This is a genomic window from Pseudomonas sp. Xaverov 83 (assembly GCF_019352905.1).
Taxonomy (GTDB): Bacteria; Pseudomonadota; Gammaproteobacteria; order Pseudomonadales; family Pseudomonadaceae; genus Aquipseudomonas; species Aquipseudomonas yamanorum.
The window spans coordinates 812805-834562 of the sequence record NZ_JAAAFU010000075.1; the positions used below are offsets into that span (position 1 = coordinate 812805).

The 21758-nt window shown below is 60.0% G+C and carries 22 protein-coding genes; 12 read left to right on the top strand and 10 right to left on the bottom strand.

Annotation, left to right across the window (positions count from 1 at the left end):
• Positions 1-163: 163 nt before the first annotated feature.
• From K0H47_RS25020 to trpE, 4 genes are all read left to right on the top strand, one after another.
• A complete protein-coding gene (locus tag K0H47_RS25020; RefSeq protein WP_201142105.1) occupies positions 164-1312 on the top strand; it encodes an iron-containing alcohol dehydrogenase in 1149 nt (382 codons plus the stop codon).
• 83 nt (positions 1313-1395) lie between these two features.
• Complete coding sequence (gene rpe, locus K0H47_RS25025; protein WP_008434441.1) at positions 1396-2070, top strand: ribulose-phosphate 3-epimerase; 675 nt, start codon at positions 1396-1398, stop codon at positions 2068-2070.
• On the top strand, positions 2067-2885 hold the full coding sequence (locus K0H47_RS25030) for a phosphoglycolate phosphatase (protein ID WP_177025534.1): 819 nt from the start codon (positions 2067-2069) through the stop codon (positions 2883-2885). The genes rpe and K0H47_RS25030 overlap by 4 nt, the downstream gene beginning before the upstream one ends.
• A gap of 68 nt (positions 2886-2953) precedes the next feature.
• Positions 2954-4435 carry an anthranilate synthase component I gene (trpE, locus tag K0H47_RS25035; RefSeq protein ID WP_219273799.1) on the top strand — a complete coding sequence of 494 codons (1482 nt, stop codon included), beginning with the start codon at positions 2954-2956 and terminating at the stop codon, positions 4433-4435.
• 138 nt (positions 4436-4573) lie between these two features.
• On the opposite strand, the gene estP is transcribed toward trpE, so the two are convergent.
• Positions 4574-6496 (bottom strand): esterase EstP, encoded by a 1923-nt coding sequence (estP, locus tag K0H47_RS25040; RefSeq protein WP_219273800.1) that lies wholly within the window; start codon positions 6494-6496, stop codon positions 4574-4576.
• A 412-nt stretch (positions 6497-6908) separates the two neighbouring features.
• On the opposite strand from estP, the gene K0H47_RS25045 reads away from it, so the two are divergent.
• The 4 genes from K0H47_RS25045 to K0H47_RS25060 are packed head-to-tail and all read left to right on the top strand — an operon-like array spanning position 6909 to position 10092.
• The gene (locus K0H47_RS25045; RefSeq protein WP_219273801.1) at positions 6909-7502 is read left to right on the top strand and encodes an aminodeoxychorismate/anthranilate synthase component II; all 594 of its coding nucleotides are present in this window, start codon (positions 6909-6911) and stop codon (positions 7500-7502) included.
• Between the two features lie 9 nt (positions 7503-7511).
• Entirely contained in the window at positions 7512-8561 is a 1050-nt protein-coding gene (gene trpD / locus K0H47_RS25050) for an anthranilate phosphoribosyltransferase (protein WP_017476335.1), read from the top strand.
• Complete coding sequence (gene trpC, locus K0H47_RS25055) at positions 8558-9394, top strand: indole-3-glycerol phosphate synthase TrpC (RefSeq protein ID WP_177025531.1); 837 nt, start codon at positions 8558-8560, stop codon at positions 9392-9394. Before trpD ends, trpC begins: the two co-directional genes overlap by 4 nt.
• Positions 9395-9396: 2 nt before the next feature.
• On the top strand, positions 9397-10092 hold the full coding sequence (locus K0H47_RS25060) for a lipoate--protein ligase family protein (protein ID WP_093204494.1): 696 nt from the start codon (positions 9397-9399) through the stop codon (positions 10090-10092).
• On the opposite strand, the gene crp is transcribed toward K0H47_RS25060, so the two are convergent.
• Complete coding sequence (gene crp, locus K0H47_RS25065; protein WP_017476332.1) at positions 10089-10733, bottom strand: cAMP-activated global transcriptional regulator CRP; 645 nt, start codon at positions 10731-10733, stop codon at positions 10089-10091. The genes K0H47_RS25060 and crp overlap by 4 nt on opposite strands.
• A gap of 250 nt (positions 10734-10983) precedes the next feature.
• Here crp and K0H47_RS25070 point away from each other — a divergent pair, with 250 nt between their 5' ends.
• Positions 10984-11406 carry an OsmC family protein gene (locus tag K0H47_RS25070; RefSeq protein WP_005792019.1) on the top strand — a complete coding sequence of 141 codons (423 nt, stop codon included), beginning with the start codon at positions 10984-10986 and terminating at the stop codon, positions 11404-11406.
• Positions 11407-11471: 65 nt separating this feature from the next.
• Here the strand turns inward: K0H47_RS25070 and coq7 are convergent, their stop codons facing one another.
• From coq7 to hemJ, 6 genes are all read right to left on the bottom strand, one after another.
• The gene (gene coq7 / locus K0H47_RS25075; protein ID WP_017476331.1) at positions 11472-12119 is read right to left on the bottom strand and encodes a 2-polyprenyl-3-methyl-6-methoxy-1,4-benzoquinone monooxygenase; all 648 of its coding nucleotides are present in this window, start codon (positions 12117-12119) and stop codon (positions 11472-11474) included.
• 180 nt (positions 12120-12299) lie between these two features.
• A complete protein-coding gene (locus K0H47_RS25080) occupies positions 12300-12638 on the bottom strand; it encodes a histidine triad nucleotide-binding protein (protein ID WP_003210943.1) in 339 nt (112 codons plus the stop codon).
• A gap of 46 nt (positions 12639-12684) precedes the next feature.
• The gene (locus tag K0H47_RS25085; RefSeq protein WP_010167219.1) at positions 12685-13473 is read right to left on the bottom strand and encodes an SDR family oxidoreductase; all 789 of its coding nucleotides are present in this window, start codon (positions 13471-13473) and stop codon (positions 12685-12687) included.
• Positions 13474-13535: 62 nt separating this feature from the next.
• Positions 13536-14501: a DUF805 domain-containing protein gene (locus tag K0H47_RS25090; RefSeq protein WP_177025529.1), complete on the bottom strand. Its 966-nt coding sequence runs from the start codon at positions 14499-14501 to the stop codon at positions 13536-13538.
• Positions 14502-14563: 62 nt separating this feature from the next.
• The gene (locus K0H47_RS25095; RefSeq protein ID WP_093204504.1) at positions 14564-15532 is read right to left on the bottom strand and encodes a nitronate monooxygenase family protein; all 969 of its coding nucleotides are present in this window, start codon (positions 15530-15532) and stop codon (positions 14564-14566) included.
• A gap of 24 nt (positions 15533-15556) precedes the next feature.
• A complete protein-coding gene (gene hemJ, locus K0H47_RS25100; protein ID WP_017476328.1) occupies positions 15557-15985 on the bottom strand; it encodes a protoporphyrinogen oxidase HemJ in 429 nt (142 codons plus the stop codon).
• A 136-nt stretch (positions 15986-16121) separates the two neighbouring features.
• On the opposite strand from hemJ, the gene argC reads away from it, so the two are divergent.
• Entirely contained in the window at positions 16122-17156 is a 1035-nt protein-coding gene (argC, locus tag K0H47_RS25105; protein WP_219273802.1) for an N-acetyl-gamma-glutamyl-phosphate reductase, read from the top strand.
• A gap of 162 nt (positions 17157-17318) precedes the next feature.
• Positions 17319-17669 (top strand): iron-sulfur cluster insertion protein ErpA, encoded by a 351-nt coding sequence (gene erpA / locus K0H47_RS25110; RefSeq protein WP_003176443.1) that lies wholly within the window; start codon positions 17319-17321, stop codon positions 17667-17669.
• Positions 17670-17735: 66 nt separating this feature from the next.
• Here erpA and K0H47_RS25115 read toward each other — a convergent pair whose 3' ends face one another.
• Entirely contained in the window at positions 17736-18827 is a 1092-nt protein-coding gene (locus tag K0H47_RS25115) for an anhydro-N-acetylmuramic acid kinase (RefSeq protein ID WP_177025528.1), read from the bottom strand.
• 3 nt (positions 18828-18830) lie between these two features.
• Complete coding sequence (locus tag K0H47_RS25120) at positions 18831-20243, bottom strand: peptidoglycan DD-metalloendopeptidase family protein (RefSeq protein ID WP_093204514.1); 1413 nt, start codon at positions 20241-20243, stop codon at positions 18831-18833.
• 211 nt (positions 20244-20454) lie between these two features.
• Here K0H47_RS25120 and tyrS point away from each other — a divergent pair, with 211 nt between their 5' ends.
• Entirely contained in the window at positions 20455-21654 is a 1200-nt protein-coding gene (gene tyrS / locus K0H47_RS25125; RefSeq protein ID WP_063026809.1) for a tyrosine--tRNA ligase, read from the top strand.
• Positions 21655-21758: the final 104 nt, after the last annotated feature.

Below are 21758 nucleotides of genomic sequence, written 5' to 3' on the forward strand. Positions count from 1 at the left end.
TGCCTGCGATGCGGGCGACTCGGTTTTTCAGTTGCACCGAGTTGATGCTATCGCAGGCAAGCCAGCTCCCACAGGGAACGTGCCATTCAGCGGCTGAATGGCAGACAACCCGTAATCAGACGCTATCCTTGTGCCAGCCCATAACTGATAAGAGGCCGCGCACATGAGTAATTCCTCATTCAAGATCGCCCATAAACTGCTCACCGGCCCAGGCGCCATCGAGCAACTGGCCGCCGAGCTGACGCGGCTGGATGTCGACAACCCGCTGATTGTCACCGACGCGGCGCTGGTCAAGTCCGGCACGGTGGCGCTGGCGCTGGAGCACCTGGGTGAGCGGGCCTATGAAATTTTCGACCGCGTGCTGCCCGACCCGGAAATCGCCATCGTCGAGGACTGCATGCGCGTTTACCGAGAAGGCGGGCATGACGGCCTGATCGGCGTCGGCGGTGGCAGTGCCATCGACATTGCCAAGAGCGTGGCGGCCTACGCCGGTTATCACGGCGCCCTGGCCGACCTGTTCGGCGTCGACCAGGTGCCGCGCAAAGGTCCGCCGTTGATCGCGATCCCCACCACCGCCGGCACCGGCTCTGAAGTGACCAACGTGGCGATTCTGTCGGACAAGGTCGCGCAACTGAAAAAAGGCATCGTCAGCGATTTCCTGCTGCCGGACGTGGCCCTGATCAGCCCGCAAATGACCCTGACCTGCCCCCGCAGCGTGACTGCCGCCAGTGGCGTGGATGCGCTGGTGCATGCCATCGAGTCCTACTTGTCGCTGAATGCCTCGCCGATCACTGATGCGCTGGCCATTGGTGCGATCAAACTGATCGCCAAGGCGTTGCCCAAGGCCTACGCCAATCCGCTCAACCTGCAAGCCCGTGACGACATGGCCACCGCCAGCCTGATGGCCGGGATGGCGTTCGGGAATGCCGGCGTGGGCGCGGTGCATGCGTTGGCCTACCCACTGGGCGGGCGCTTCAATATCGCCCACGGCGTGAGCAATGCCTTGCTGCTGCCCTACGTGATGCATTGGAACAAGCTGGCGTGTGTGGAGCGCATGCAGGAGATTGCCGAGGCCATGGGTGTGAATGTCACGGGGCTGAGCGCCGTGGATGCGGCGGATCAGGCCGTCGAGGCGATGACGCGACTGTGTGCCGCAGTGGAGATCCCGTCCGGCCTGCGCAGCTTTGGTGTGCCCGAAGACGCGATCCCGGCCATGGCCATAGAGGCCGCGGGGATCGAACGCCTGATGCGCAACAATCCGCGCAAGCTCAGCGCCGCTGATATCGAGAAAATCTACCGGGCTGCGTTCTAACCATTGAGCGAGGTCACGGTGCGCGCGGCAAAGCATGAGGTATACAATGCGCGCCATCGTGATTTAGCTCAAAAAGGTGCGTCATGCAGCCCTTCGTCATTGCTCCATCGATTCTCTCCGCCGACTTCGCCCGCCTGGGTGAGGAAGTGGACAACGTGTTGGCCGCCGGTGCCGACTTCGTTCACTTCGATGTCATGGACAACCACTATGTGCCTAACCTGACCATTGGTCCGATGGTCTGCGCCGCCCTGCGCAAATACGGTGTGACGGCGCCCATCGACGCGCACTTGATGGTCAGCCCGGTGGACCGCATCGTCGGCGACTTCATCGAAGCCGGTGCGACCTACATCACCTTCCACCCGGAAGCTACGCTGCACGTGGACCGCACCCTGCAACTGATCCGCGAGGGCGGTTGCAAGGCAGGCCTGGTGTTCAACCCGGCCACCCCGTTGAGCGTGCTTGAGTACGTGATGGACAAGGTCGACATGGTCCTGTTGATGAGCGTCAACCCGGGCTTCGGCGGGCAGAAATTCATCCCCGGCACCCTCAACAAGCTGCGTGAAGCGCGGGCGCTGATTGATGCCTCGGGCCGTGATATCCGCCTGGAGATCGACGGTGGCGTGAACGTCAACAACATCCGCGAAATCGCCGCAGCGGGTGCCGACACCTTTGTGGCCGGCTCGGCGATCTTCAATGCCCCGGACTATCAGGAAGTGATCGCCAAGATGCGTGCAGAATTGGCGCTGGCGCGTCCATGAGCGGCTTTGAGCAGCTGTTCCCCGGCAAACTGCCACGGCTGGTGATGTTCGATCTGGACGGTACGTTGATCGATTCGGTGCCGGACCTGGCGGCGGCGGTGGACCAGATGCTGCTCAAGCTGGGGCGCAAGCCGGCGGGCATCGAGTCGGTGCGCGAGTGGGTTGGCAACGGCGCGCAGATGCTGGTGCGCCGGGCCCTGGCCAACAACATCGAGGCCGAGGGTGTCGATGAGGTGGAAGCCGAGCATGCGCTTGAGTTGTTCAACGTGGCCTATGAAAACGGCCACGAATTGACCGTGGTTTATCCCGGCGTGCGCGACACCCTGAAATGGCTGCATAAGCAGGGCGTGGAAATGGCCCTGATCACCAACAAGCCGGAGCGCTTCGTCGCGCCGCTGTTGGACCAGATGAAGATCGGTCGGTATTTCCGCTGGATCATCGGTGGCGATACCTTGCCGCAGAAGAAACCCGACCCGGCGGCACTGTTTTTCGTGATGAAAATGGCCAATATCCCGGCGTCTCAATCGCTGTTTGTCGGCGATTCGCGCAGTGATGTGCTGGCGGCGAAAGCGGCGGGGGTCAAGTGTGTGGCCTTGAGTTACGGCTACAACCATGGCCGGCCGATTGCCGAGGAATCCCCGGCGCTGGTGATTGATGACCTGCGCCTGTTAATCCCCGGTTGCTTGGGAACGGGCGCTGAGATAACGTTGCCCGACGCTGTTTCATCCCCTTCTGGAAATCCCATCGTGGTGGTCACTCGCAAACTCTGGATGAAAGTCATCAAGGCCCTGGCCCGCTGGCGTTGGCGCGCCTGACTGATCCTCGCCGCGCTGCGGCACGTTTGCACACCTGACCGTTAGACCCTCAAGCCACGAGGCACCTCATGATCCGCGAAGAATTCCTGCGTTTGGCCGCTGCCGGCTACAACCGTATCCCCATGGCCTGCGAAACCCTGGCCGACTTCGACAGCCCGCTGTCGATCTACCTGAAACTGGCCGACGAGCCCAACTCCTATCTGCTGGAGTCGGTGCAGGGTGGCGAGAAATGGGGCCGTTATTCGATCATCGGCCTGCCGTGCCGCACAGTGCTGCGTGTCCATGATCACCATGTGAGCATCACCCTGGACGGCGTCGAGATTGAAAGCCACTACGTGGAAGATCCGCTGGCCTTCGTCGAGGAGTTCAAGGCGCGCTACAACGTGCCGACCATCGCCGGCCTGCCGCGCTTCAACGGTGGCCTGGTGGGTTACTTCGGCTACGACTGCGTGCGCTACGTGGAAAAACGCCTGGGCAAATCCCCGAACCCCGATCCGTTGGGCGTGCCGGACATTCTGCTGATGGTCTCCGATGCGGTGGTGGTATTCGATAACCTCGCGGGCAAGATGCACGCGATTGTGTTGGCCGACCCTTCCCAGGCGGACGCGTTCGAGCAAGGCCAGGCCAGCCTCGAAGCGCTGCTGGAAAAGCTGCGCCAGCCGATCACCCCGCGTCGCGGCCTGGACCTTAGCCGTCCACCGGCGGCTGACCCGGTGTTCCGCTCAAGCTTCACCCAGGCTGACTACGAGCGTGCGGTCGATACCATCAAGGAATATATCCTTGCCGGTGACTGCATGCAGGTGGTGCCGTCGCAACGCATGTCCATCGACTTCAAGGCTGCGCCGATTGATTTGTACCGGGCGCTGCGCTGCTTCAACCCGACGCCGTACATGTACTTCTTCAACTTTGGCGACTTCCATGTGGTAGGCAGTTCGCCGGAAGTGCTGGTGCGTGTGGAAGACAACCTGATCACCGTGCGTCCGATTGCCGGCACGCGCCCTCGCGGTGCGACCGAGGAGGCGGACCTGGCGCTGGAGCAGGACCTGCTGAGCGACGACAAGGAAATCGCCGAGCACTTGATGCTGATCGACCTGGGCCGCAACGACACCGGGCGTGTTTCGGAAATCGGTTCGGTGAAGCTCACCGAGAAGATGGTGATCGAGCGTTATTCCAACGTGATGCACATCGTGTCCAACGTCACCGGCGAGCTGAAGGCCGGATTGACCGCGATGGATGCACTGCGGGCGATCCTGCCGGCGGGCACCTTGTCGGGTGCGCCGAAGATTCGTGCGATGGAAATCATCGACGAGCTGGAGCCGGTCAAGCGTGGTGTGTATGGCGGCGCGGTGGGGTATTTCGCCTGGAACGGCAATATGGACACTGCGATCGCGATCCGTACGGCGGTGATCAAGGACGGCGAACTGCACGTGCAGGCAGGCGGCGGGATCGTGGCCGACTCGGTGCCGGCGCTGGAATGGGAAGAGACGCTGAACAAGCGCCGGGCGATGTTCCGTGCGGTGGCGTTGGCTGAGCAGACCCCGCAGGACTAACTGCTGATCTAGATCCAAATGTGGGAGCCGGGCTTGCCCGCGATGGCGGTGTGTCAGTCGACAGATTAGTTGACTGATTTACCGGCATCGCAGGCAAGCCAGCTCCCACAGTTGTTTTGTGAGGGGTTTGAGATCGCCTCAGAAATCCAGACTCACCCCGACACTCACCCCCTGCTGGGTAAAGTTGTCATCCTTTCTCACGTTATAGGCCGCGTTCAACGCCAGGTCCTTGGTCACCTTGTGGGTAATCCCCAGGTTCAAGCGATCCGAATTGCTGCGTGGCGTGTAGCCGTCCAGTTTGAAATCAATCCCCGGCACGCTGTTGAGGGACATGCCCACTCGCTGCGTATCGTTTTCAAACTCGTGTTCGTGGGCCACTTCACCAAACACCAGGGTTTGCGGAGTGAAGCGGTAGTTGGCTTGTAATCCGATTCCCAGGCGCTTGGAGTCGCGCTGTTGGTCATCAAAGGTCAGCGCGGTGGAACGGGCATCTTTCTCCGAATAACCATTCACCTCGACCCGCGAGTAATCGGCGCTGATGAAGGGCGAGAAGTGCCATTCACTATTCGGCTCGGCGATGTCATACCCCACGCGTGCGCTCAAGGCCCATAGCCAGCCGTCAGTGTCGCCTTTCTCGGTGCCTTCGCTGATGCCCAGGGCGAACTTGCGTTTGAGGTTGTCGAAGTCCAGCTTGCCGCCGGTCAATGCGGCGTCGGCCCACCAGTGATCTTCCTGATACTGGGCGAACACGGTGCCCAGGTAACTGTTGAGCTTGTAGTCCGAATCGCTGGCGCCGGCCTCAAGACTCTGGCGGTAGAAGCCTGCCGCCACACCCACGCGCCATTCGTCATTGAGCCTGTAGCTGCCACCGATGTTCAGGTTGTAGCCGCTGCCGTCACCGCTGGCCGAGCTGTTTTGATCATCGAAGTCCAGGTGCTGGCCGCCAGCGTCGACAATCGCCCGCCACTGGCCTACGGCCTGCCAGCTACCCGAGTCGGCTTGCCATTGGTTGCGCAATGAATCCTGATGGGCGCGCAAGGTACCTTGGGCCATTTCCGGAAGCAGGGTGATTTCCCAAGGGGCCGCGAGCAGCGAATACGCGTAGTCGGCGATCAACACCTGGCCGGCCTCGGTCGGGTGGACGGTGTCGTTGTAAATCAGCTTGGTCGGGTCCGGGTTGGTCCCGCCGACGCCATACACGGGGTTCCGGCAGGTGGTGCCGCTGAAGCAGGTCTGGTTGAGGTTCTGGTTGGTGGCAAAGCCAAAGCGGCCGGGGTCGGCGAAGGTTTCCTTGAGCAGCAACGGAATGTTCAGCGGGATGATCTGCGCATCGATTTGCGACAGGCGCTGCACCAGGGTCTGGTTGAACACGCCGGCCAGGGCGCTGACGGTCCCTTGGAGCGGCGTGCCATTGACGGCAGGCGTCAGGCCCAGGTCCGGCAGCATCCACACCATGACATATCGGGCGCCAGCCTGTTGCAGAGCCTGGGCGCTGTCGGCCAGGCGACCGGCTGCGGCCGAGGCTTGGCCGGGGCTGAGGACCAGGCCGTCGAGGAAGTCATTCCCGCCGCCGGAGAGAAAGTACAACGCGTTGGGGTCGGCTCGGCCGCCCGTGGATGCCAGGTATCCGGGGCGTGTACGCAACACCTGCCCGGTGTCGCTATCGGTGACGGTGGAGTTGCCGGTGATGGCATCGTAGATCTGCTGGGTGGTGTAGCCGCCGACGGCCCAGTTATTGCCATCTGCCTGGCCTTGCGCGGCGCGCTGCGGCGAGGTGGATGCGTTCAGGTCGCCTGCCGCCACTCCCAGCTTGCCGCCCAATAATGTCGAGGAAATCAGCGAAGTGCTTTCGCCGCTGCCGTCGAAGTACTGCGGGCCGGTACGGTTGGTGAAGCGATAGGTTGAACCCGGCGCCCCAGGGTCGGCGAATGTCCCGGCGTCAGCCAGGCTGTCGCCGAATACGATCATGGTCGAGTAGGGCGACGGCGCGGCGAACGCTTGGGAGCAAGCCAGGCTTAGCAGGCAGCCGACGAGTGGAGCGAAATAAGGGGTCTTGGTCATGAGTCCGTCCATGCTTTTGTTTTTTTATCAGCACTGTGACTGTAGCGACCTTTCAAGGGTTCTGAAAAAATTGACGCCAATTATCGGTCGGGCACTTCGCCCCGTATTTGCGGCGCCATATTGCACCGCTGGCGAGGCTACGTTACTGTGCCTGAACGTATGAATGAGACCCTCCCCGTGTTGATCATCAGCAAACTCTTGATGCGAGTAGTCAAGGCACACGCCCGTTGGCGTTGGCGCGCCTAACTTTTCTCTACCGGCCCCGCCGGACCTGTACCGATTTGCCTTCTTCACCCTTTGTTCGACGCCCCTTGCCGGCCAACCCCGGCAACCGGAAAGTGCGTCTGGCAGCGGGTCACTCCCTTGGAAGGCCGTCATTAGAAGTCAGTGAATTCAAGAGGTTTTAACCCACATGTTGCTGATGATTGATAACTACGACTCCTTTACCTACAACGTTGTGCAGTACCTGGGCGAGCTCGGCGCCGAGGTCAAGGTAGTGCGCAACGACGAATTGACCGTGGCGCAAATCGCCGCGTTGAACCCTGAACGCATCGTCGTCTCCCCAGGCCCGTGCACGCCGACCGAAGCCGGCATCTCCCTCGAAGCCATCAAATATTTCGCCGGCAAGCTACCGATCCTGGGCGTGTGCCTGGGCCATCAGTCCATCGGCCAGGCCTTCGGCGGCGACGTAGTGCGCGCCCGCCAGGTGATGCACGGCAAGACCAGCCCGGTGTTCCACAAGGACCAGGGCGTATTCCACGGTTTGAACCTGCCGGTGACGGTTACCCGCTACCACTCGCTGGTGGTCAAGCGTGAAACCCTGCCCGAATGCCTTGAGCTGACGGCCTGGACCCAACTGGAAGACGGCTCCGTCGACGAGATCATGGGCCTGCGTCACAAGACACTGAACGTCGAAGGGGTGCAATTTCACCCGGAATCGATTTTGACCGAGCAGGGCTACGAGCTGTTCGCTAACTTTCTCAAGCAGAGCGGCGGCACGCGCTAAGGACTTTTCATGGATATCAAGACTGCCCTGAGCCGTATCGTCGGCCATCTGGACCTGAGCACCGCTGAAATGAGCGATGTGATGCGCGAGATCATGACCGGTCAATGCACCGACGCACAGATTGGCGCGTTCATGATGGCCATGCGCATGAAGAGCGAGAGCATCGACGAAATCGTCGGCGCCGTGTCGGTCATGCGTGAGCTGGCGGACAAGGTCGAACTCAAGACCCTCGACGGCGTGGTCGACGTGGTCGGCACCGGAGGCGACGGTGCGAACATTTTCAACGTGTCGACGGCTTCTTCCTTTGTAGTGGCGGCCGCCGGCTGCACCGTGGCCAAACACGGTAACCGCGCGGTGTCGGGTAAAAGCGGCAGTGCCGATTTGCTGGAGGCAGCAGGCATCTACCTGAACCTGACCCCGGTACAAGTGGCGCGCTGCATCGATAACGTCGGCATCGGCTTCATGTTTGCTCAGTCCCATCACGGCGCGATGAAGCACGCCGCCGGTCCGCGCAAGGACTTGGGCCTGCGCACCCTGTTCAACATGCTCGGCCCGCTTACGAATCCGGCCGGTGTGAAGCATCAGGTGGTGGGCGTGTTCAGCCAGGCGCTGTGCCGGCCATTGGCCGAAGTCTTGCAGCGCCTGGGCAGCAAGCATGTGCTGGTGGTGCACTCCAAGGACGGCCTGGACGAGTTCAGCCTGGCCGCACCGACCTTCGTAGCGGAGCTGAAGGACGACCAGGTCACCGAATATTGGGTCGAACCTGAAGACCTCGGCATGAAAAGCCAGAGCCTGCACGGCCTGGCGGTGGAAAGCCCGGCGGCCTCCCTTGAATTGATTCGCGATGCCCTGGGGCGTCGCAAGACCGAAAACGGCCAGAAAGCCGCAGAAATGATTGTGCTCAATGCCGGTGCGGCGCTGTATGCCGCGGATCACGCCTACAGTCTTAAAGAGGGTGTTGCCCTCGCTCATGATGCATTGCATACCGGGCTGGCGCGCGAAAAGCTCGAAGAACTGGGTGCGTTTACTGCGGTGTTCAAAGTGGAGAATGAAGGATGAGTGTTCCGACCGTTCTGGAAAAAATCCTGGCCCGCAAGGCAGAAGAAGTCGCCGAACGCCGTGCCCGGGTCAGCCTGGCTGAGCTGGAAGGCCTGGCGAAAAGCGCCGATGCACCGCGCGGGTTTGCCAATGCGCTGATCAAGCAGGCCAAGGAAAAGCAGCCGGCCGTTATCGCTGAAATCAAAAAGGCTTCGCCAAGCAAGGGCGTGATTCGCGAGATCTTTATCCCTGAAGACATTGCCAAGAGCTACGAGAAGGGCGGTGCGACGTGCCTCTCGGTGTTGACCGATATCGACTTCTTCCAGGGTTCCGACCTGTACCTGCAGCAAGCGCGTGCGGCGTGCTCGCTGCCGGTGATCCGCAAGGACTTCATGGTCGACCCCTACCAGATCGTCGAAGCTCGTGCCTTGGGCGCAGATTGCGTGCTGTTGATCGTCTCCGCACTGGATGACGTGAAGATGGCCGAACTGGCGGCCGTGGCCAAAAGCGTCGGCCTCGACGTGCTGGTGGAAGTGCACGACGGTGATGAACTGGAACGCGCGTTGAAAACCCTCGACACACCGTTGGTGGGCGTCAACAACCGCAACCTGCACACGTTTGAAGTCAGCCTGGAAAACACCCTCGACCTGTTGCCGCGTATCCCGCGTGACCGGTTGGTGATTACCGAAAGTGGCATCGTCAATCGCGCCGATGTCGAACTGATGGAAATCAGCGGCGTGTACTCGTTCCTCGTCGGCGAAACCTTCATGCGTGCCGAGAACCCGGGGGCTGAATTGCAGCGCCTGTTCTTCCCGGAGCGTGGCGTTGCTGTCAGCGGTTCGACCCTGGATTGATGATGACCCAGCCGGTGGCGATGACGGTCGAGGCAGGCCTTAAGGCCGAGCAGGATTTGCTCGCCGCTGTCTGCGCGGGGGAGCAGCCGTTCGGCCTGCTGTTCTGGCAGCCCAGCGATCAAGCGTTGGTGATGCCTCGTCGTTTGAGCCGCCTTCCGGCATTCGAGACCGCCAGCCAGGTATCGGCAGATGCCGGTTGGCCGGTGCTGCTGCGGGAAACCGGCGGTGAGCCGGTTCCGCAATCGGCAGCCACGGTCAATATTGCGCTGGTCTACGCGCCACCACGCAGTGAAGGTGACCAAGGGCGCATCGAAACCGGCTACCAGCGTTTGTGCCAGCCGATTTGCGACCTGCTTATCGAGCTGGGTGGCAATGCATCGGTGGGCGAGATTGACGGGGCTTTTTGCGACGGTCGCTACAACGTCAACCTGGATGGCCGCAAAATGGTCGGTACTGCCCAGCGCTGGCGCCAGAGTGGCGGACGCCCGGTGGGGTTGGTGCATGGTGCGTTGTTGCTGGATGACGATCGCGTCGAGTTGATCGCCGCGGTCAATCGCTTCAATGAAGCGTGTGGCCTGGAACAACGGGTGCGCGCTGAAAGCCATATCGCCCTGCACGAAGCCTTTGCTGCGCCAGACGCGATTGCCCGGCTCGACACGTTGTACCGGCAGATGCTTGCGAGCTTTCTGCCGGTTTAACGCGTTCCGAAGACCACCATGGTCTTGCCTTTGACATGCACCAGGTTGCGTTCTTCCAGGTCCTTCAGCACCCGCCCAACCATTTCCCTTGAGCAACCGACGATCCTCCCGATTTCCTGGCGGGTGATCTTGATCTGCATCCCGTCGGGATGGGTCATGGCATCCGGCTGCTTGCACAGTTCCAGCAGGCAGCGGGCAACCCGGCCGGTGACGTCGAAAAATGCCAGGTCGCCGACTTTGCGCGTGGTGTCTCTCAGGCGCTGGGCGATCTGGCCGCTCAAGGCGTACAGAATGTCGGGGTCCTGCTGGGCCAATTCGCGAAACTTGGCATAGCTGATCTCGGCGACTTCGCATTCGACCTTGGCCCGCACCCAGGCGCTGCGTTCCTGTTCCTTGCCGGCTTGTTCGAAAAGCCCGAGTTCGCCGAAGAAGTCACCGGTATTGAGGTAGGCGATGATCATTTCGCGACCATCGTCATCCTCGATCAGGATGGTGACTGAGCCTTTGATAATGAAGAACAGGGTTTCCGAACGCTCGCCCGCGCAGATGATGTTGTGCTTGGCCGGATGACGCCGGCGCTGACAATGCATCAGCAGTTTGTCGAGGTTCTTGATCTTGGGTGTGGGAGTAATCGCAACCATGGTTGTATCCCGAAAAGACTGCACGGTGTTGTTGAGCTTGTTTTTTTGTTCAGCGCGATCAACGGTTAAGCCATGTCATCCAGTGGATGGCAATGCGCCATTGATTTGGCGCCAGCTTAACAGACACATTCCGCCTTCATTAGGGAATTTACCCCGTAATCACTGCTGTTGATCGCTTTGATGGGAAACGCTGACGGCCCAAAGCCCTGTGCTAAGCTGGCGACCCTTTTTTAGCAGTGGAGTCTGGGCGATGAAGGCACGCATCCAATGGGCGGGCGAAGCCATGTTCCTCGGTGAGTCGGGCAGTGGCCATGTCGTGGTCATGGACGGCCCGCCGGAGGCCGGTGGCCGCAACCTGGGCGTACGCCCGATGGAAATGCTCCTGCTCGGTGTAGGCGGTTGCAGCAATTTCGACGTGGTCAGCATCCTGAAGAAGTCCCGCCAGGCGGTGGAAAGCTGCGAGGCCTTCCTGGAAGCAGAGCGTGCGACCGAAGACCCGAAGGTGTTTACCAAGATCCACATGCACTTTGTCGTCAAGGGCCGGGCGCTGAAAGAAGCTCAGGTCAAACGTGCCATCGAGCTGTCGGCAGAGAAGTACTGCTCGGCCTCGATCATGTTGGGCGCCGCAGGCGTTGCCATCACTCATGACTACGAGATCATTGAGCTGGGCTGATCGTTTATTGACAGGCAAAAAGAAAGGGCGCTTAAAAAGCGCCCTTTCTGCGTTATGCGGGATTGTCAGATGCGGTAAGTGCTCTTGGTCATGACCTTGGCCAGCAGGCTCATGCCAAATTTCACCGGTGCCGGGAAGCGGAAGCCGCCCGCGTCCAGCGCGCTTTCGGCGTGATGTTCTTCATCAATGCGCATCTGCTCAAGAATCGCCCGGGACTTTTCGTCTTCAGCCGGCAGTTGCTCAAGGTGTTCATTGAGGTGCTTGCACACCTGATGCTCGGTGGCAGCTACAAAACCCAGGCTGACTTTGTCGCTGATCAAGCCCGCTACCGCGCCGATACCAAACGATAAGCCGTAGAACAGCGGATTCAGCACGCTTGGGTGGCTGTTCAACTGGCGGATGCGTTGCTCACACCAGGCCAGGTGGTCGATTTCTTCTTCGGCGGCGTGTTCCATGGCGGCGCGCACTTGCGGCAGCTTGGCGGTCAGGGCCTGGCCTTGATACAGCGCCTGGGCACAGACTTCGCCGGTATGGTTGATGCGCATCAGGCCGGCGACGTGGCGGGTGTCGGTCTCGCTCATCTGCGCTTCGGGCTGCACGATGGCGGGCGACGGACGCTGTGGTTGGCCACTGAATGGCAACAGCGTGCGCATGGCCGTGTCGGCTTGCAGCAACAGGCGATCAATCGGCGAGTAGTGACGTTGGGTAGTCATGCTGACCTCCGGGAAGAATCTCGGCGGCCAGTTTACCGCAAGAGAGGGGGAAGCGTTTGCGCTGGGTCAAATTGCTTGTGTGGCGAGGGAGCTTGCTCCCCCTGGAGCACGCAGCGCTCCCGGTTTTGTGCGGCCGCTACGCGACCGAGCGGGAGCAAGCTCCCTCGCCACAGGTAGTGCTCAGCCCGGCGGCCAGTTCATCTGGCGCTGACCCAGCACATGCATATGGATGTGATAAACGGTCTGCCCGCCATCTTCATTGCAGTTCATCACCACGCGGAAGCCCTTTTCACAGCCTTGTTCCACCGCCAGGCGCTGGGCGGTGAACAGGATATGCCCGGCCAGTGCCTTGTCTTCCTCGGTGAGGTCGTTAAGGGTGCGGATCGGCTTTTTCGGGATCACCAGGAAATGCACGGGGGCCATTGGCGCGATGTCGTGGAAGGCCAGGACCTGGTCATCCTCATAGATGATCTTCGCGGGTATTTCTCTGTTGATGATCTTGGTGAACAGAGTATCCACAGCTGTTTCTCCATTGTGAAAGTGCAGGGTGAGTGTACTCACGCGATCAGCGCGGGCAATAGGCCTTGTTGATCGCGCCGGCGATTTTGCGGGTTAGCCAGCGTGGGCTCAGGCGTGGGCTGAACGCCAGCCAGCGATTACGCCGGCCGGGAATGATGATGGCTTTGTTCTTGGCCAGGGCGCGCACGGTGTAGAGCGCGACTTCTTCCGGGCTCATCAGCTGTTGGCTGCGGTCCAGCTTGGCGGTGTCCATTTGTGCGGTGCCGAAGAATGCGGTGCGGGTCGGGCCCGGGCAGAGTACGGAAACCTTGATGCCGCAGGTCTTCAGTTCCTCGCGCAAGCCTTCGGAAAAGTGCAGCACGTAGGCCTTGCTGGCGTAGTAGGTGCTCATCCACGGCCCCGGCTGGAACGCGGCAACCGACGCCACGTTGAGAATCTGCCCGCCGCCGTGCAGGGCCATGGCGTTGCCGAGGGCGTGGCACATACGGGTCAGGGCCAGGATGTTGACTTCCATCAGGTCCTGTTCTGTCATCCAGTCCTGTGCCAGGAATGGCCCGCTGGTGCCGATACCGGCGCAGTTGACCAGCAGGTCGATCTGCCGCTCGCCTTCCTCAAGCTCCAGTAGAAAGCCGGAGAGCCGCAAGGGCTCGCCCAGGTCGCAGGCACGGAACAGCACTTCGACGCCGAAGCGCTGAGTCAATTCGATTGCAATGCTTTCCAACTGATCACGCTGGCGGGCCACCAGAATCAAGCTGCGGCCGCGACGGGCCAGTGCTTCGGCCAAGGCCAGGCCGATGCCGCTGGAGGCACCGGTGATCAGAGCGTAACGGGTCATGCGTTTCTCCATCGCAACGCTACCGGGCCTGTGACAGAGGCGTCACAGGCGTCGGGCGTTTTTCACTGTTGCGTAGAGTCTACAGGTTCGGCTGCGTCGTCAGCACTTTGCACATCGACTTCATCGACGGTGGTGGCCTGGTCGCTGTCGTCATCGGAGTTGATGGAGCTGCTTTCGTAGCTGCCGCCTACGTCACTTTCCAGTTGATCCAGGTAGCCGCTCATGCCCAGCATCACACCGCCGGCAAGCATCAGCGGAATGAATGCGAGCCACAGAGCGGACAGGATTTTTACGGCGGTAGAGTTGCGCGGTGGCGGCGCGCCGTACTGGTTGGCGCCGGTATTGCCCGGGAGGACCATCAGCAGGATCGGGAAGATGCTACCTACGAACGGCACCAGGTGAAGGAACCACAGCCACCCGGACCAACCCAGGTCATGCAGGCGTTGCACGGTGATCTGCACGCTGACCCATACAGCGGCTACGAGCAGGGCAATCCCCACCAGGAAGCCAATGACCATGGCAATCGTTGGAGACACCGCGGCGATGCCCAGCCCGACAGTGAAGAACACGCCTGAGATAAGGAGCATCACCACGCTCAGTACCAGTGTCCATGCCAGGAAGCGCAGGCGTCCGATACGCCCGTTGACGGTGAATACCTTGAGGGTGGAAAACTCCGGCAGGTTCTCGCCAACGGTTGCCCGGGGCGGGGCGTAAGGCGAAGCGGCGGAGCCGGCGTAATCAGTTGAGCTGCCGGAGTCCGTTTCGTGTGTTTCGGCAAGGCTGAAGGCGACGGGCTGCTCTTCTTCTATGCGCGCATCGACCCCGGCGTTTTTCAGCGCTTGCAGATAGGTCTCTGCATCGGCGCGGGAAAGGTCACGCTTCAGGGCGACCGGACGGCCGGTGAAGAGTTTTTCGATCGCTTCAACGTCGCTTTTGAACAGTTCGGCGAGATTCAGCTTGGCGGTGGTGCTCTCGACACCCGGGAGCAATGCGCCATCAAACACAATCTTGAAACGGTTGTCGCTCATGCGGGCATCCTTGTCACTTGAATAAGGGGGGCTGCTTCGGTCAGCAGGCGTTACATCACGGATCAGCGTGGCCAGCGTTTAGGCAATTGTGCCGCATGCTCGAGCGCCTTGCGGTATTCGGCATCCAGGCGGGCCACGAGTTCATCGACGCTGGGCAAATCATCAATCTCACCGACGCCCTGGCCGGCGGACCACACGGTCTTCCAGGCTTTTGCTTCGTCGTTGAGTGGCTTGAGCTTGGAGCCGAAATTGACTTCACCCTTGCCTTGCAGCGCGGCGAGGTCGAAACCGGCGTTTTCCAGGCTCTGGCGCATAAAGCTTGCGGGAACACCGGAGACGGCTGGAGTGTGCACGATGTCGGCGGCGCGCGATGTGAGCAGCATCTCTTTATAGGCATCCGGGGCATGGCTTTCGGTGGTGCCGATAAAACGCGTGCCGAAATAGGCCAGGTCGGCGCCGAGCAGCTGTGCCGCGAGGATCTCGTGGCCGTGGTTGAGGCAGCCAGCCAGCAGCAGTGTCTTGTCGAAGAACTGACGGATTTCTGCAATCAGCGAGAACGGGCTCCAGGTGCCGGCGTGACCACCGGCGCCCGCCGCAACGGCGATCAGGCCATCGACGCCGGCTTCAGCGGCTTTTTCGGCGTGGCGCCGGGTCGTGACATCGTGGAATACCAGGCCGCCGTAGCTATGCACCGCGTCTACCAATTCTTTCACCGCGCCCAGGCTGGTGATGACGATCGGCACCTTGTGCTCGACGCAGATCGCCAGGTCAGCTTCCACCCGCGGGTTACTGTTGTGCACGATCAGGTTGACCGCATAGGGTGCCGGGTTATCCAGCAGCGCCAGGCCCGCTTCGATTTCTTCCAGCCACGCCTTGAAGCCGCTGCTTTCCCGCTGGTTGAGGGCAGGGAAGCTGCCGACGATTCCGTTGCGGCAGCAGGCCAGCACCAGTTGCGGGTTGGAAATCAGAAACATCGGCGCGGCCACGACGGGCAGGCGCAGACTTTGTTCGAGCGAAGCGGGCAGCGACATTGGAAGTACCCCGAGTAATAGAGATTAGAACGGTTTGACCACGACCAAAATTACGATAGCCAGCAATATCAGAACTGGCACTTCATTGAACCAGCGATAAAAGACATGGCTGCGGGTGTTTTCGCCACGGGCAAAACGTTTTACCTGCGCACCGCACATGTGGTGGTAGCCAATCAGCAGTACTACCAGGGTCAACTTGGCGTGAATCCACGCCCCGGATTGAAAGATGGCCGGGTTGAGGTAGATCAGCCAGCCGCCGAACACCAGGCTGGCAATCATCGCCGGCCCCATGATGCCGCGGTAGAGCTTGCGCTCCATTACGCTGAAGCGTTCCTTGCTGACGGTGTCCTCGCTTTGCGCGTGGTAGACGAACAGGCGCGGAAGGTAGAACAGTGCGGCAAACCAGCAGACGATGCTGACGATATGGAAGGCTTTGACCCATAGATAAAGCATTTTTAGTTATTCCCAGGTTCACGGTAGCTGAAGATAGTAGTGGCTCAAGCGTCTACACGTCACGTTGACGGTTGTCGCAGGACGATACGGACCCTATTATCGACGGCTTTCCAGTGGGTTCGTTGAGGGCAGGTTTATGGTCAAGGTCGGTATCGTCGGCGGCACGGGTTACACCGGTGTCGAATTGCTGCGTCTGTTGGCTCAGCATCCGCAAGCTGAGGTGGTGGTGATCACTTCCCGATCCGAGGCCGGCCTGGCGGTGGCGGACATGTATCCGAACCTGCGAGGCCACTACGATGGCCTGGCGTTCAGCGTGCCGGACATCAAGACCCTGGGTGCCTGTGATGTGGTGTTCTTCGCCACGCCCCACGGTGTTGCCCATGCCCTGGCGGGCGAGTTGCTGGCAGCGGGCACCAAGGTGATCGATTTGTCGGCGGACTTCCGCCTGCAGGACGCCGATGAGTGGGCCAAGTGGTACGGCCAGCCTCACGGCGCGCCGGAGTTACTGGAAGAGGCGGTGTATGGCCTGCCGGAGGTCAATCGCGAGCTGATCAAACAAGCGCGCCTGATCGCCGTACCAGGTTGCTATCCAACCGCTACACAGCTGGGTTTCCTGCCATTGCTGGAAGCCGGGCTGGCGGACGCATCGCGGCTGATTGCTGACTGCAAGTCGGGTGTCAGCGGTGCTGGCCGTGGTGCTGCTGTAGGCTCGCTTTACTCCGAGACGTCGGAAAGCATGAAAGCCTATGCGGTGAAAGGTCATCGTCACTTGCCGGAAATTCGCCAGGGGCTGCGTCGCGCAGCAGATAAAGATGTCGGCCTGACGTTTGTGCCTCACCTGACGCCGATGATCCGCGGGATCCACTCCACGCTGTATGCGACAGTCGTTGATCGTTCGGTGGACCTGCAGGCGCTGTTCGAAAAGCGTTATGCCGATGAGCCGTTCGTCGATGTGATGCCGGCGGGCAGCCACCCGGAAACCCGCAGCGTGCGTGGCGCCAACGTGTGCCGTATCGCGGTGCACCGTCCACAGGATGGTGATCTGGTGGTGGTGCTGTCGGTGATCGATAACCTGGTCAAGGGCGCCTCGGGCCAGGCCGTGCAGAACATGAACATCCTGTTTGGTCTGGATGAGAAGCTGGGCCTGTCCCATGCGGGCATGCTGCCGTAATTTTTCTGCTATTGCGCAAAGGCCCGTTGATCGGGCCTTTCGTGTTTTTAATGGCCACTGCGCAGATTGATATACCGTAACAATAGTTGACCGCTTTTCTAGGAGAAGCGGATAATGCCCGCCATCACGCATATGGCGGCGCTACGCCGGGAGATTATCAGCATGAGCGTTGAATCCTTCACCCCCACGGCTTTGCAATTCACCCACGGTGCTGCGCACAAGGTGAAGAGCCTGGTCGATGAAGAGGGTAATGATCGCTTGAAGCTGCGCGTATTTGTTACGGGCGGCGGTTGTTCAGGGTTTCAGTACGGTTTCACCTTCGATGAAGACGTGGCCGATGACGACACCATCGTTGAGCGCGAGGGCGTAAGCCTGGTCGTCGATCCGATGAGCTTCCAGTACCTGGCAGGAGCCGAGGTGGACTATCAGGAAGGTCTGGAAGGTTCGCGCTTCGTGATCAAGAACCCGAATGCCACTACTACCTGTGGTTGCGGGTCTTCGTTCTCGATCTGATCGAAAGCGGATGTAAAAACGCCGCTTGGCCTTGATAGGTTCAAGCGGCGTTTTGCTGTGTGGGGGTCAGGCCGGGTAGATCGCGCCGAGTACCCGAAGGCCGCGGGCGCCGGTGACGCTGGGGCGGTTGGCAGCGATGCCTTCAAGGCAGCAATGGGCCAGCCAGGCGAAGGCCATGGCTTCGACCCAGTCGGGGTCCACGCCGTAAGTGGCGGTGCTGCTGACTTGGGTGGCTGGTAGCAGTGCGCTGAGGCGGCTCATCAAGGTTGCGTTATGGGCGCCGCCGCCGCAGACCAGCAGGGTTTCGGTCTGCGGTTGTGCGGTTTGCAGGGATTCGACGATGGTCAGGGCGGTCAGCTCAAGCAGTGTGGCTTGCACGTCCTGGGCTGCGAATGGCGGTAGCCGTCCCAGGTGATGCTCAAGCCATCCCAGGTTGAAGACTTCACGTCCGGTGCTTTTTGGCCCTTTGGTCACGAAGAACGGGTCGCTGAGTAACGCCTTGAGTAGCAGGGGTTCAACTTTCCCGCTGGCAGCCCACAGGCCATCGCGGTCGAAGTTCTCGCCGCGTTGCTGGTGAATCCAGGCATCCAGCAGGACGTTGCCCGGGCCGCAATCAAAGCCGGCGACTGGCTTGTCTGTCTCGATCAAGCTGAGGTTGCTGAAGCCGCCGATGTTCAGTACGGCACGGTTGCCCGTACGCTCGCCAAACAATGCCTCATGAAATGCAGGAACCAGCGGGGCGCCTTGGCCACCTGCGGCGACATCGCGGCTGCGGAAATCACTGACAACGGTGATTCCGGTCAATTCGGTGAGCAGCGCCGGGTTGCCGATCTGCACGGTAAAGCCCCGGGCAGGTTCGTGGCGAATGGTTTGGCCGTGGCTGCCAATTGCTCGAATGTCCTGGGGTTTGAGTTTCTGCTGGTCCAATAGGGCGTGAATGCCTTGGGCGGCGAGTGTCACCCAGTTCTGCTGGGCAATCGCCGAACGGGCAATCTCGTCCGGGCCACTGGCGCACAGGCCAAGCAGCTCGGAACGCAGGGAGTCAGGCATAGGGATGTAATGGGTGGCAATCAGCTTGATCGCCGGTGCAAACTCGATCAGCGCAATGTCCAGGCCATCAAGGCTGGTCCCGGACATCACACCTATATAGAGCGACATGGTTTAGCGTTTCGCCGAGGCCAGGAGGGTGGAGCGCTCCTGGTCCATGCGGGCCATGAGTGGCTGGCTCTGCTGCAGGAAGCGTGCGCGCTCGGCCTTGGCGATTGGATCAGCCATTGGCAGCTTTTGACCCAGTGGGTCGACGTGCACACCGTTGACCTGGAACTCGTAGTGCAGGTGTGGTCCGGTGGACAGGCCAGTGGTGCCGATATAGCCGATCACCTGGCCTTGCTTGACGTTGCCGCCAGTCTGGATGCCTTTAGCAAAGCCTTGCATGTGGCCATACAGCGTACGGTAGGTATTGCCGTGCTGGATGATCACAGTATTGCCGTAGCCGCCACGGCGACCGGCCAGCAAAACCTTACCGTCACCAGCCGCCTTGATTGGCGTGCCGCGCGGAGCTGCGTAGTCGACGCCTTTATGGGCGCGAATTTTGTTCAGAATTGGATGCTTGCGACCCATCGAGAAACGCGAGCTAATACGGGCGAAGTCAACCGGAGTACGGATGAACGCCTTGCGCATGCTGTTGCCGTCGGCGGTGTAGTAGCTGCTGTTGCCTTGTTTGTTGGTGTAGCGCACGGCGGTGTAGGTCTTGCCACGGTTGGTGAACCGCGCAGAAAGGATGTTGCCGGTGCCGACGACCTTGCCGTTGGCGACCTTTTGCTCGTAGATCACGTCGAATTCGTCGCCCTGGCGAATGTCCTGGGCAAAGTCGATGTCGTAGCCAAACACGCTGGCCATGTCCATGGTCATGCTGTGGGACAACCCGGCGCGCGCGGCTGATTGGGACAACGAGCTGTTGATCACGCCGTGTACATAGGCGGAGCGCATCACTGGCTTGGTGGTGATGCGGTTGAACGCAAAGCCCTTGGCGCCTTTGGTCAGCGTGATGCTTTCCAGGTCGCTGATATTGCTGTGCAGGTTGTGCAGTTGCCCGTCGGCTGTCAATTCGAATTCAAGCTTCTGGCCATGCTTGAGTTGGGTGAACTGCTTGGCCTGCTTGTCGCTTGCCAGTACATCATTGACCGTCGCGGCTGGGAGGCCGACCTTTTCGAACAGGGTCGAAAGGGTGTCGCCTTTGGCAACAATGACTTCCCGGTGTAGCGGGTTCTTGGGTGTTTCTACCGCAGGCTTGGCCTGCGCGGTCTCTTTAGTGTCTTCGGCGCTGTTTTCAATCTGGGCAAACGGCGACTCTGTTGCGCCATTTGTGGCTTGCAGTGCGTCGGAAGCGTCTTGATCTTGTGTCAGTTGCTCAACCGGACTTTCCAGGTCAAGGCTCAGTGTCGTTCGTTTGGCTTCTACATCGCTGGAAGGAAATACCAGGAGTGCCAGGCTCAGAAGGGCGGCGATCCCACTTGCGGCGAGCAGGTGGGTCTTCGGGTAAAGCGGCGGCGCTTTAGACGGTTCTGTGGTCATAAGTAATTTTGACTTTGAAAAGATGAATTGGAAAAGATGAATGACATGATGAAGATGAAATAACTGTATAAAATATAACCAAATCATCTGTGGTGCAAGCTTGCGAACGCTGGGCTTGCTGAACGGTGTCCGTGCGCAGGGCAAAACTTGTAATTAGTCCCTGATCTTGTATGGTTGGTTCCCTTTTGAATCTGAGCCTTGCGGGTCTGTTATGAAGTCGGTTGAAGAGCAGCTAGCGCTGATCAAACGTGGTGCGGAAGAACTGTTGGTCGAAGCTGAGCTGATCGAAAAGCTCAAGCGTGGCCAGCCCCTGCGTATTAAGGCCGGCTTTGATCCGACAGCGCCGGATCTGCACCTTGGACATACGGTGCTTATTAATAAGCTGCGTCAGTTCCAGGAGTTGGGGCATCAGGTGATCTTCCTTATAGGTGACTTCACCGGGATGATTGGCGATCCGAGCGGCAAGAGCGCTACGCGTCCGCCGCTGACCCGTGAGCAGGTCCTCGATAATGCCGAGACCTACAAGACCCAGGTCTTCAAGATTCTCGATCCAGCCAAGACCGAGGTGGCATTCAACTCCACCTGGATGGATCAAATGGGGCCGGCGGATTTTATTCGTCTTACGTCCCAGTACACCGTTGCTCGCATGCTCGAGCGCGATGACTTCGATAAGCGCTACTCCACCAATCAGCCGATCGCGATCCATGAGTTCCTGTACCCGCTGGTTCAAGGGTATGACTCGGTGGCGTTGCGTGCCGATGTCGAGTTGGGCGGTACCGATCAGAAGTTCAACCTGCTGATGGGGCGTGAGCTGCAGCGTGCGTATGGGCAAGAGGCGCAGTGCATTCTGACCATGCCTTTGCTGGAGGGGTTGGATGGCGTCAAGAAGATGTCCAAGTCCTTGGGTAACTACGTTGGTATCCAGGAAGCGCCGGGTGTGATGTACGGCAAGCTGGTTTCGATTCCGGATGCACTGATGTGGCGTTACTTTGAGCTGCTGAGCTTCCGCTCGATGGATGAGATCAATGCATTGCGTGCTGAAGTGGAAGCTGGTGCGAATCCGCGGGATGTGAAGATCAAGCTGGCGGAAGAGATCGTTGCGCGCTTCCACGGCGAAGAGGCTGCTGCCAGCGCTCACCGTGCTGCGGGTAACCGTATGAAGGATGGCGAGCTGCCGGATGATCTGCCTGAGGTTGAATTGACTGCTGCCGAGGCAATGCCGATTGCTGCTGTCCTTAATAAGGCGGGCCTGGTGAAGAACTCGGCAGTGGCGCGCGACCTTCTGGGTTCTGGCGGTGTGCGTATAGATGGTGAGGTTGTTGATCGCACCTTTATATACGAGCTGGGCGCGACTCACGTTTGCCAGGCCGGCAAGAAGGCATTTGCGCGTATTACGCTTAAATCCGAATAAACCTGAAATTAACTGTTGACGGCGATTTATATCTGTCTATAATTCGCCCCACTTCCGGCGCAGTCGAAACGGAAAACTCCTTGGTAAACAAAGAGTTATGTAGG

What these genes read in the sequence shown, in the direction of transcription:
- K0H47_RS25020 (WP_201142105.1), top strand. Translation starts at nt 164, where the DNA reads ATGAGTAATTCCTCATTCAAGATCGCCCATAAACTGCTCACCGGCCCA.
- rpe (WP_008434441.1), top strand. Translation starts at nt 1,396, where the DNA reads ATGCAGCCCTTCGTCATTGCTCCATCGATTCTCTCCGCCGACTTCGCC.
- K0H47_RS25030 (WP_177025534.1), top strand. Translation starts at nt 2,067, where the DNA reads ATGAGCGGCTTTGAGCAGCTGTTCCCCGGCAAACTGCCACGGCTGGTG.
- trpE (WP_219273799.1), top strand. Translation starts at nt 2,954, where the DNA reads ATGATCCGCGAAGAATTCCTGCGTTTGGCCGCTGCCGGCTACAACCGT.
- estP (WP_219273800.1), bottom strand. Translation starts at nt 6,496, where the DNA reads ATGACCAAGACCCCTTATTTCGCTCCACTCGTCGGCTGCCTGCTAAGC.
- K0H47_RS25045 (WP_219273801.1), top strand. Translation starts at nt 6,909, where the DNA reads ATGTTGCTGATGATTGATAACTACGACTCCTTTACCTACAACGTTGTG.
- trpD (WP_017476335.1), top strand. Translation starts at nt 7,512, where the DNA reads ATGGATATCAAGACTGCCCTGAGCCGTATCGTCGGCCATCTGGACCTG.
- trpC (WP_177025531.1), top strand. Translation starts at nt 8,558, where the DNA reads ATGAGTGTTCCGACCGTTCTGGAAAAAATCCTGGCCCGCAAGGCAGAA.
- K0H47_RS25060 (WP_093204494.1), top strand. Translation starts at nt 9,397, where the DNA reads ATGACCCAGCCGGTGGCGATGACGGTCGAGGCAGGCCTTAAGGCCGAG.
- crp (WP_017476332.1), bottom strand. Translation starts at nt 10,733, where the DNA reads ATGGTTGCGATTACTCCCACACCCAAGATCAAGAACCTCGACAAACTG.
- K0H47_RS25070 (WP_005792019.1), top strand. Translation starts at nt 10,984, where the DNA reads ATGAAGGCACGCATCCAATGGGCGGGCGAAGCCATGTTCCTCGGTGAG.
- coq7 (WP_017476331.1), bottom strand. Translation starts at nt 12,119, where the DNA reads ATGACTACCCAACGTCACTACTCGCCGATTGATCGCCTGTTGCTGCAA.
- K0H47_RS25085 (WP_010167219.1), bottom strand. Translation starts at nt 13,473, where the DNA reads ATGACCCGTTACGCTCTGATCACCGGTGCCTCCAGCGGCATCGGCCTG.
- K0H47_RS25090 (WP_177025529.1), bottom strand. Translation starts at nt 14,501, where the DNA reads ATGAGCGACAACCGTTTCAAGATTGTGTTTGATGGCGCATTGCTCCCG.
- K0H47_RS25095 (WP_093204504.1), bottom strand. Translation starts at nt 15,532, where the DNA reads ATGTCGCTGCCCGCTTCGCTCGAACAAAGTCTGCGCCTGCCCGTCGTG.
- hemJ (WP_017476328.1), bottom strand. Translation starts at nt 15,985, where the DNA reads ATGCTTTATCTATGGGTCAAAGCCTTCCATATCGTCAGCATCGTCTGC.
- argC (WP_219273802.1), top strand. Translation starts at nt 16,122, where the DNA reads ATGGTCAAGGTCGGTATCGTCGGCGGCACGGGTTACACCGGTGTCGAA.
- erpA (WP_003176443.1), top strand. Translation starts at nt 17,319, where the DNA reads ATGAGCGTTGAATCCTTCACCCCCACGGCTTTGCAATTCACCCACGGT.
- K0H47_RS25115 (WP_177025528.1), bottom strand. Translation starts at nt 18,827, where the DNA reads ATGTCGCTCTATATAGGTGTGATGTCCGGGACCAGCCTTGATGGCCTG.
- K0H47_RS25120 (WP_093204514.1), bottom strand. Translation starts at nt 20,243, where the DNA reads ATGACCACAGAACCGTCTAAAGCGCCGCCGCTTTACCCGAAGACCCAC.
- tyrS (WP_063026809.1), top strand. Translation starts at nt 20,455, where the DNA reads ATGAAGTCGGTTGAAGAGCAGCTAGCGCTGATCAAACGTGGTGCGGAA.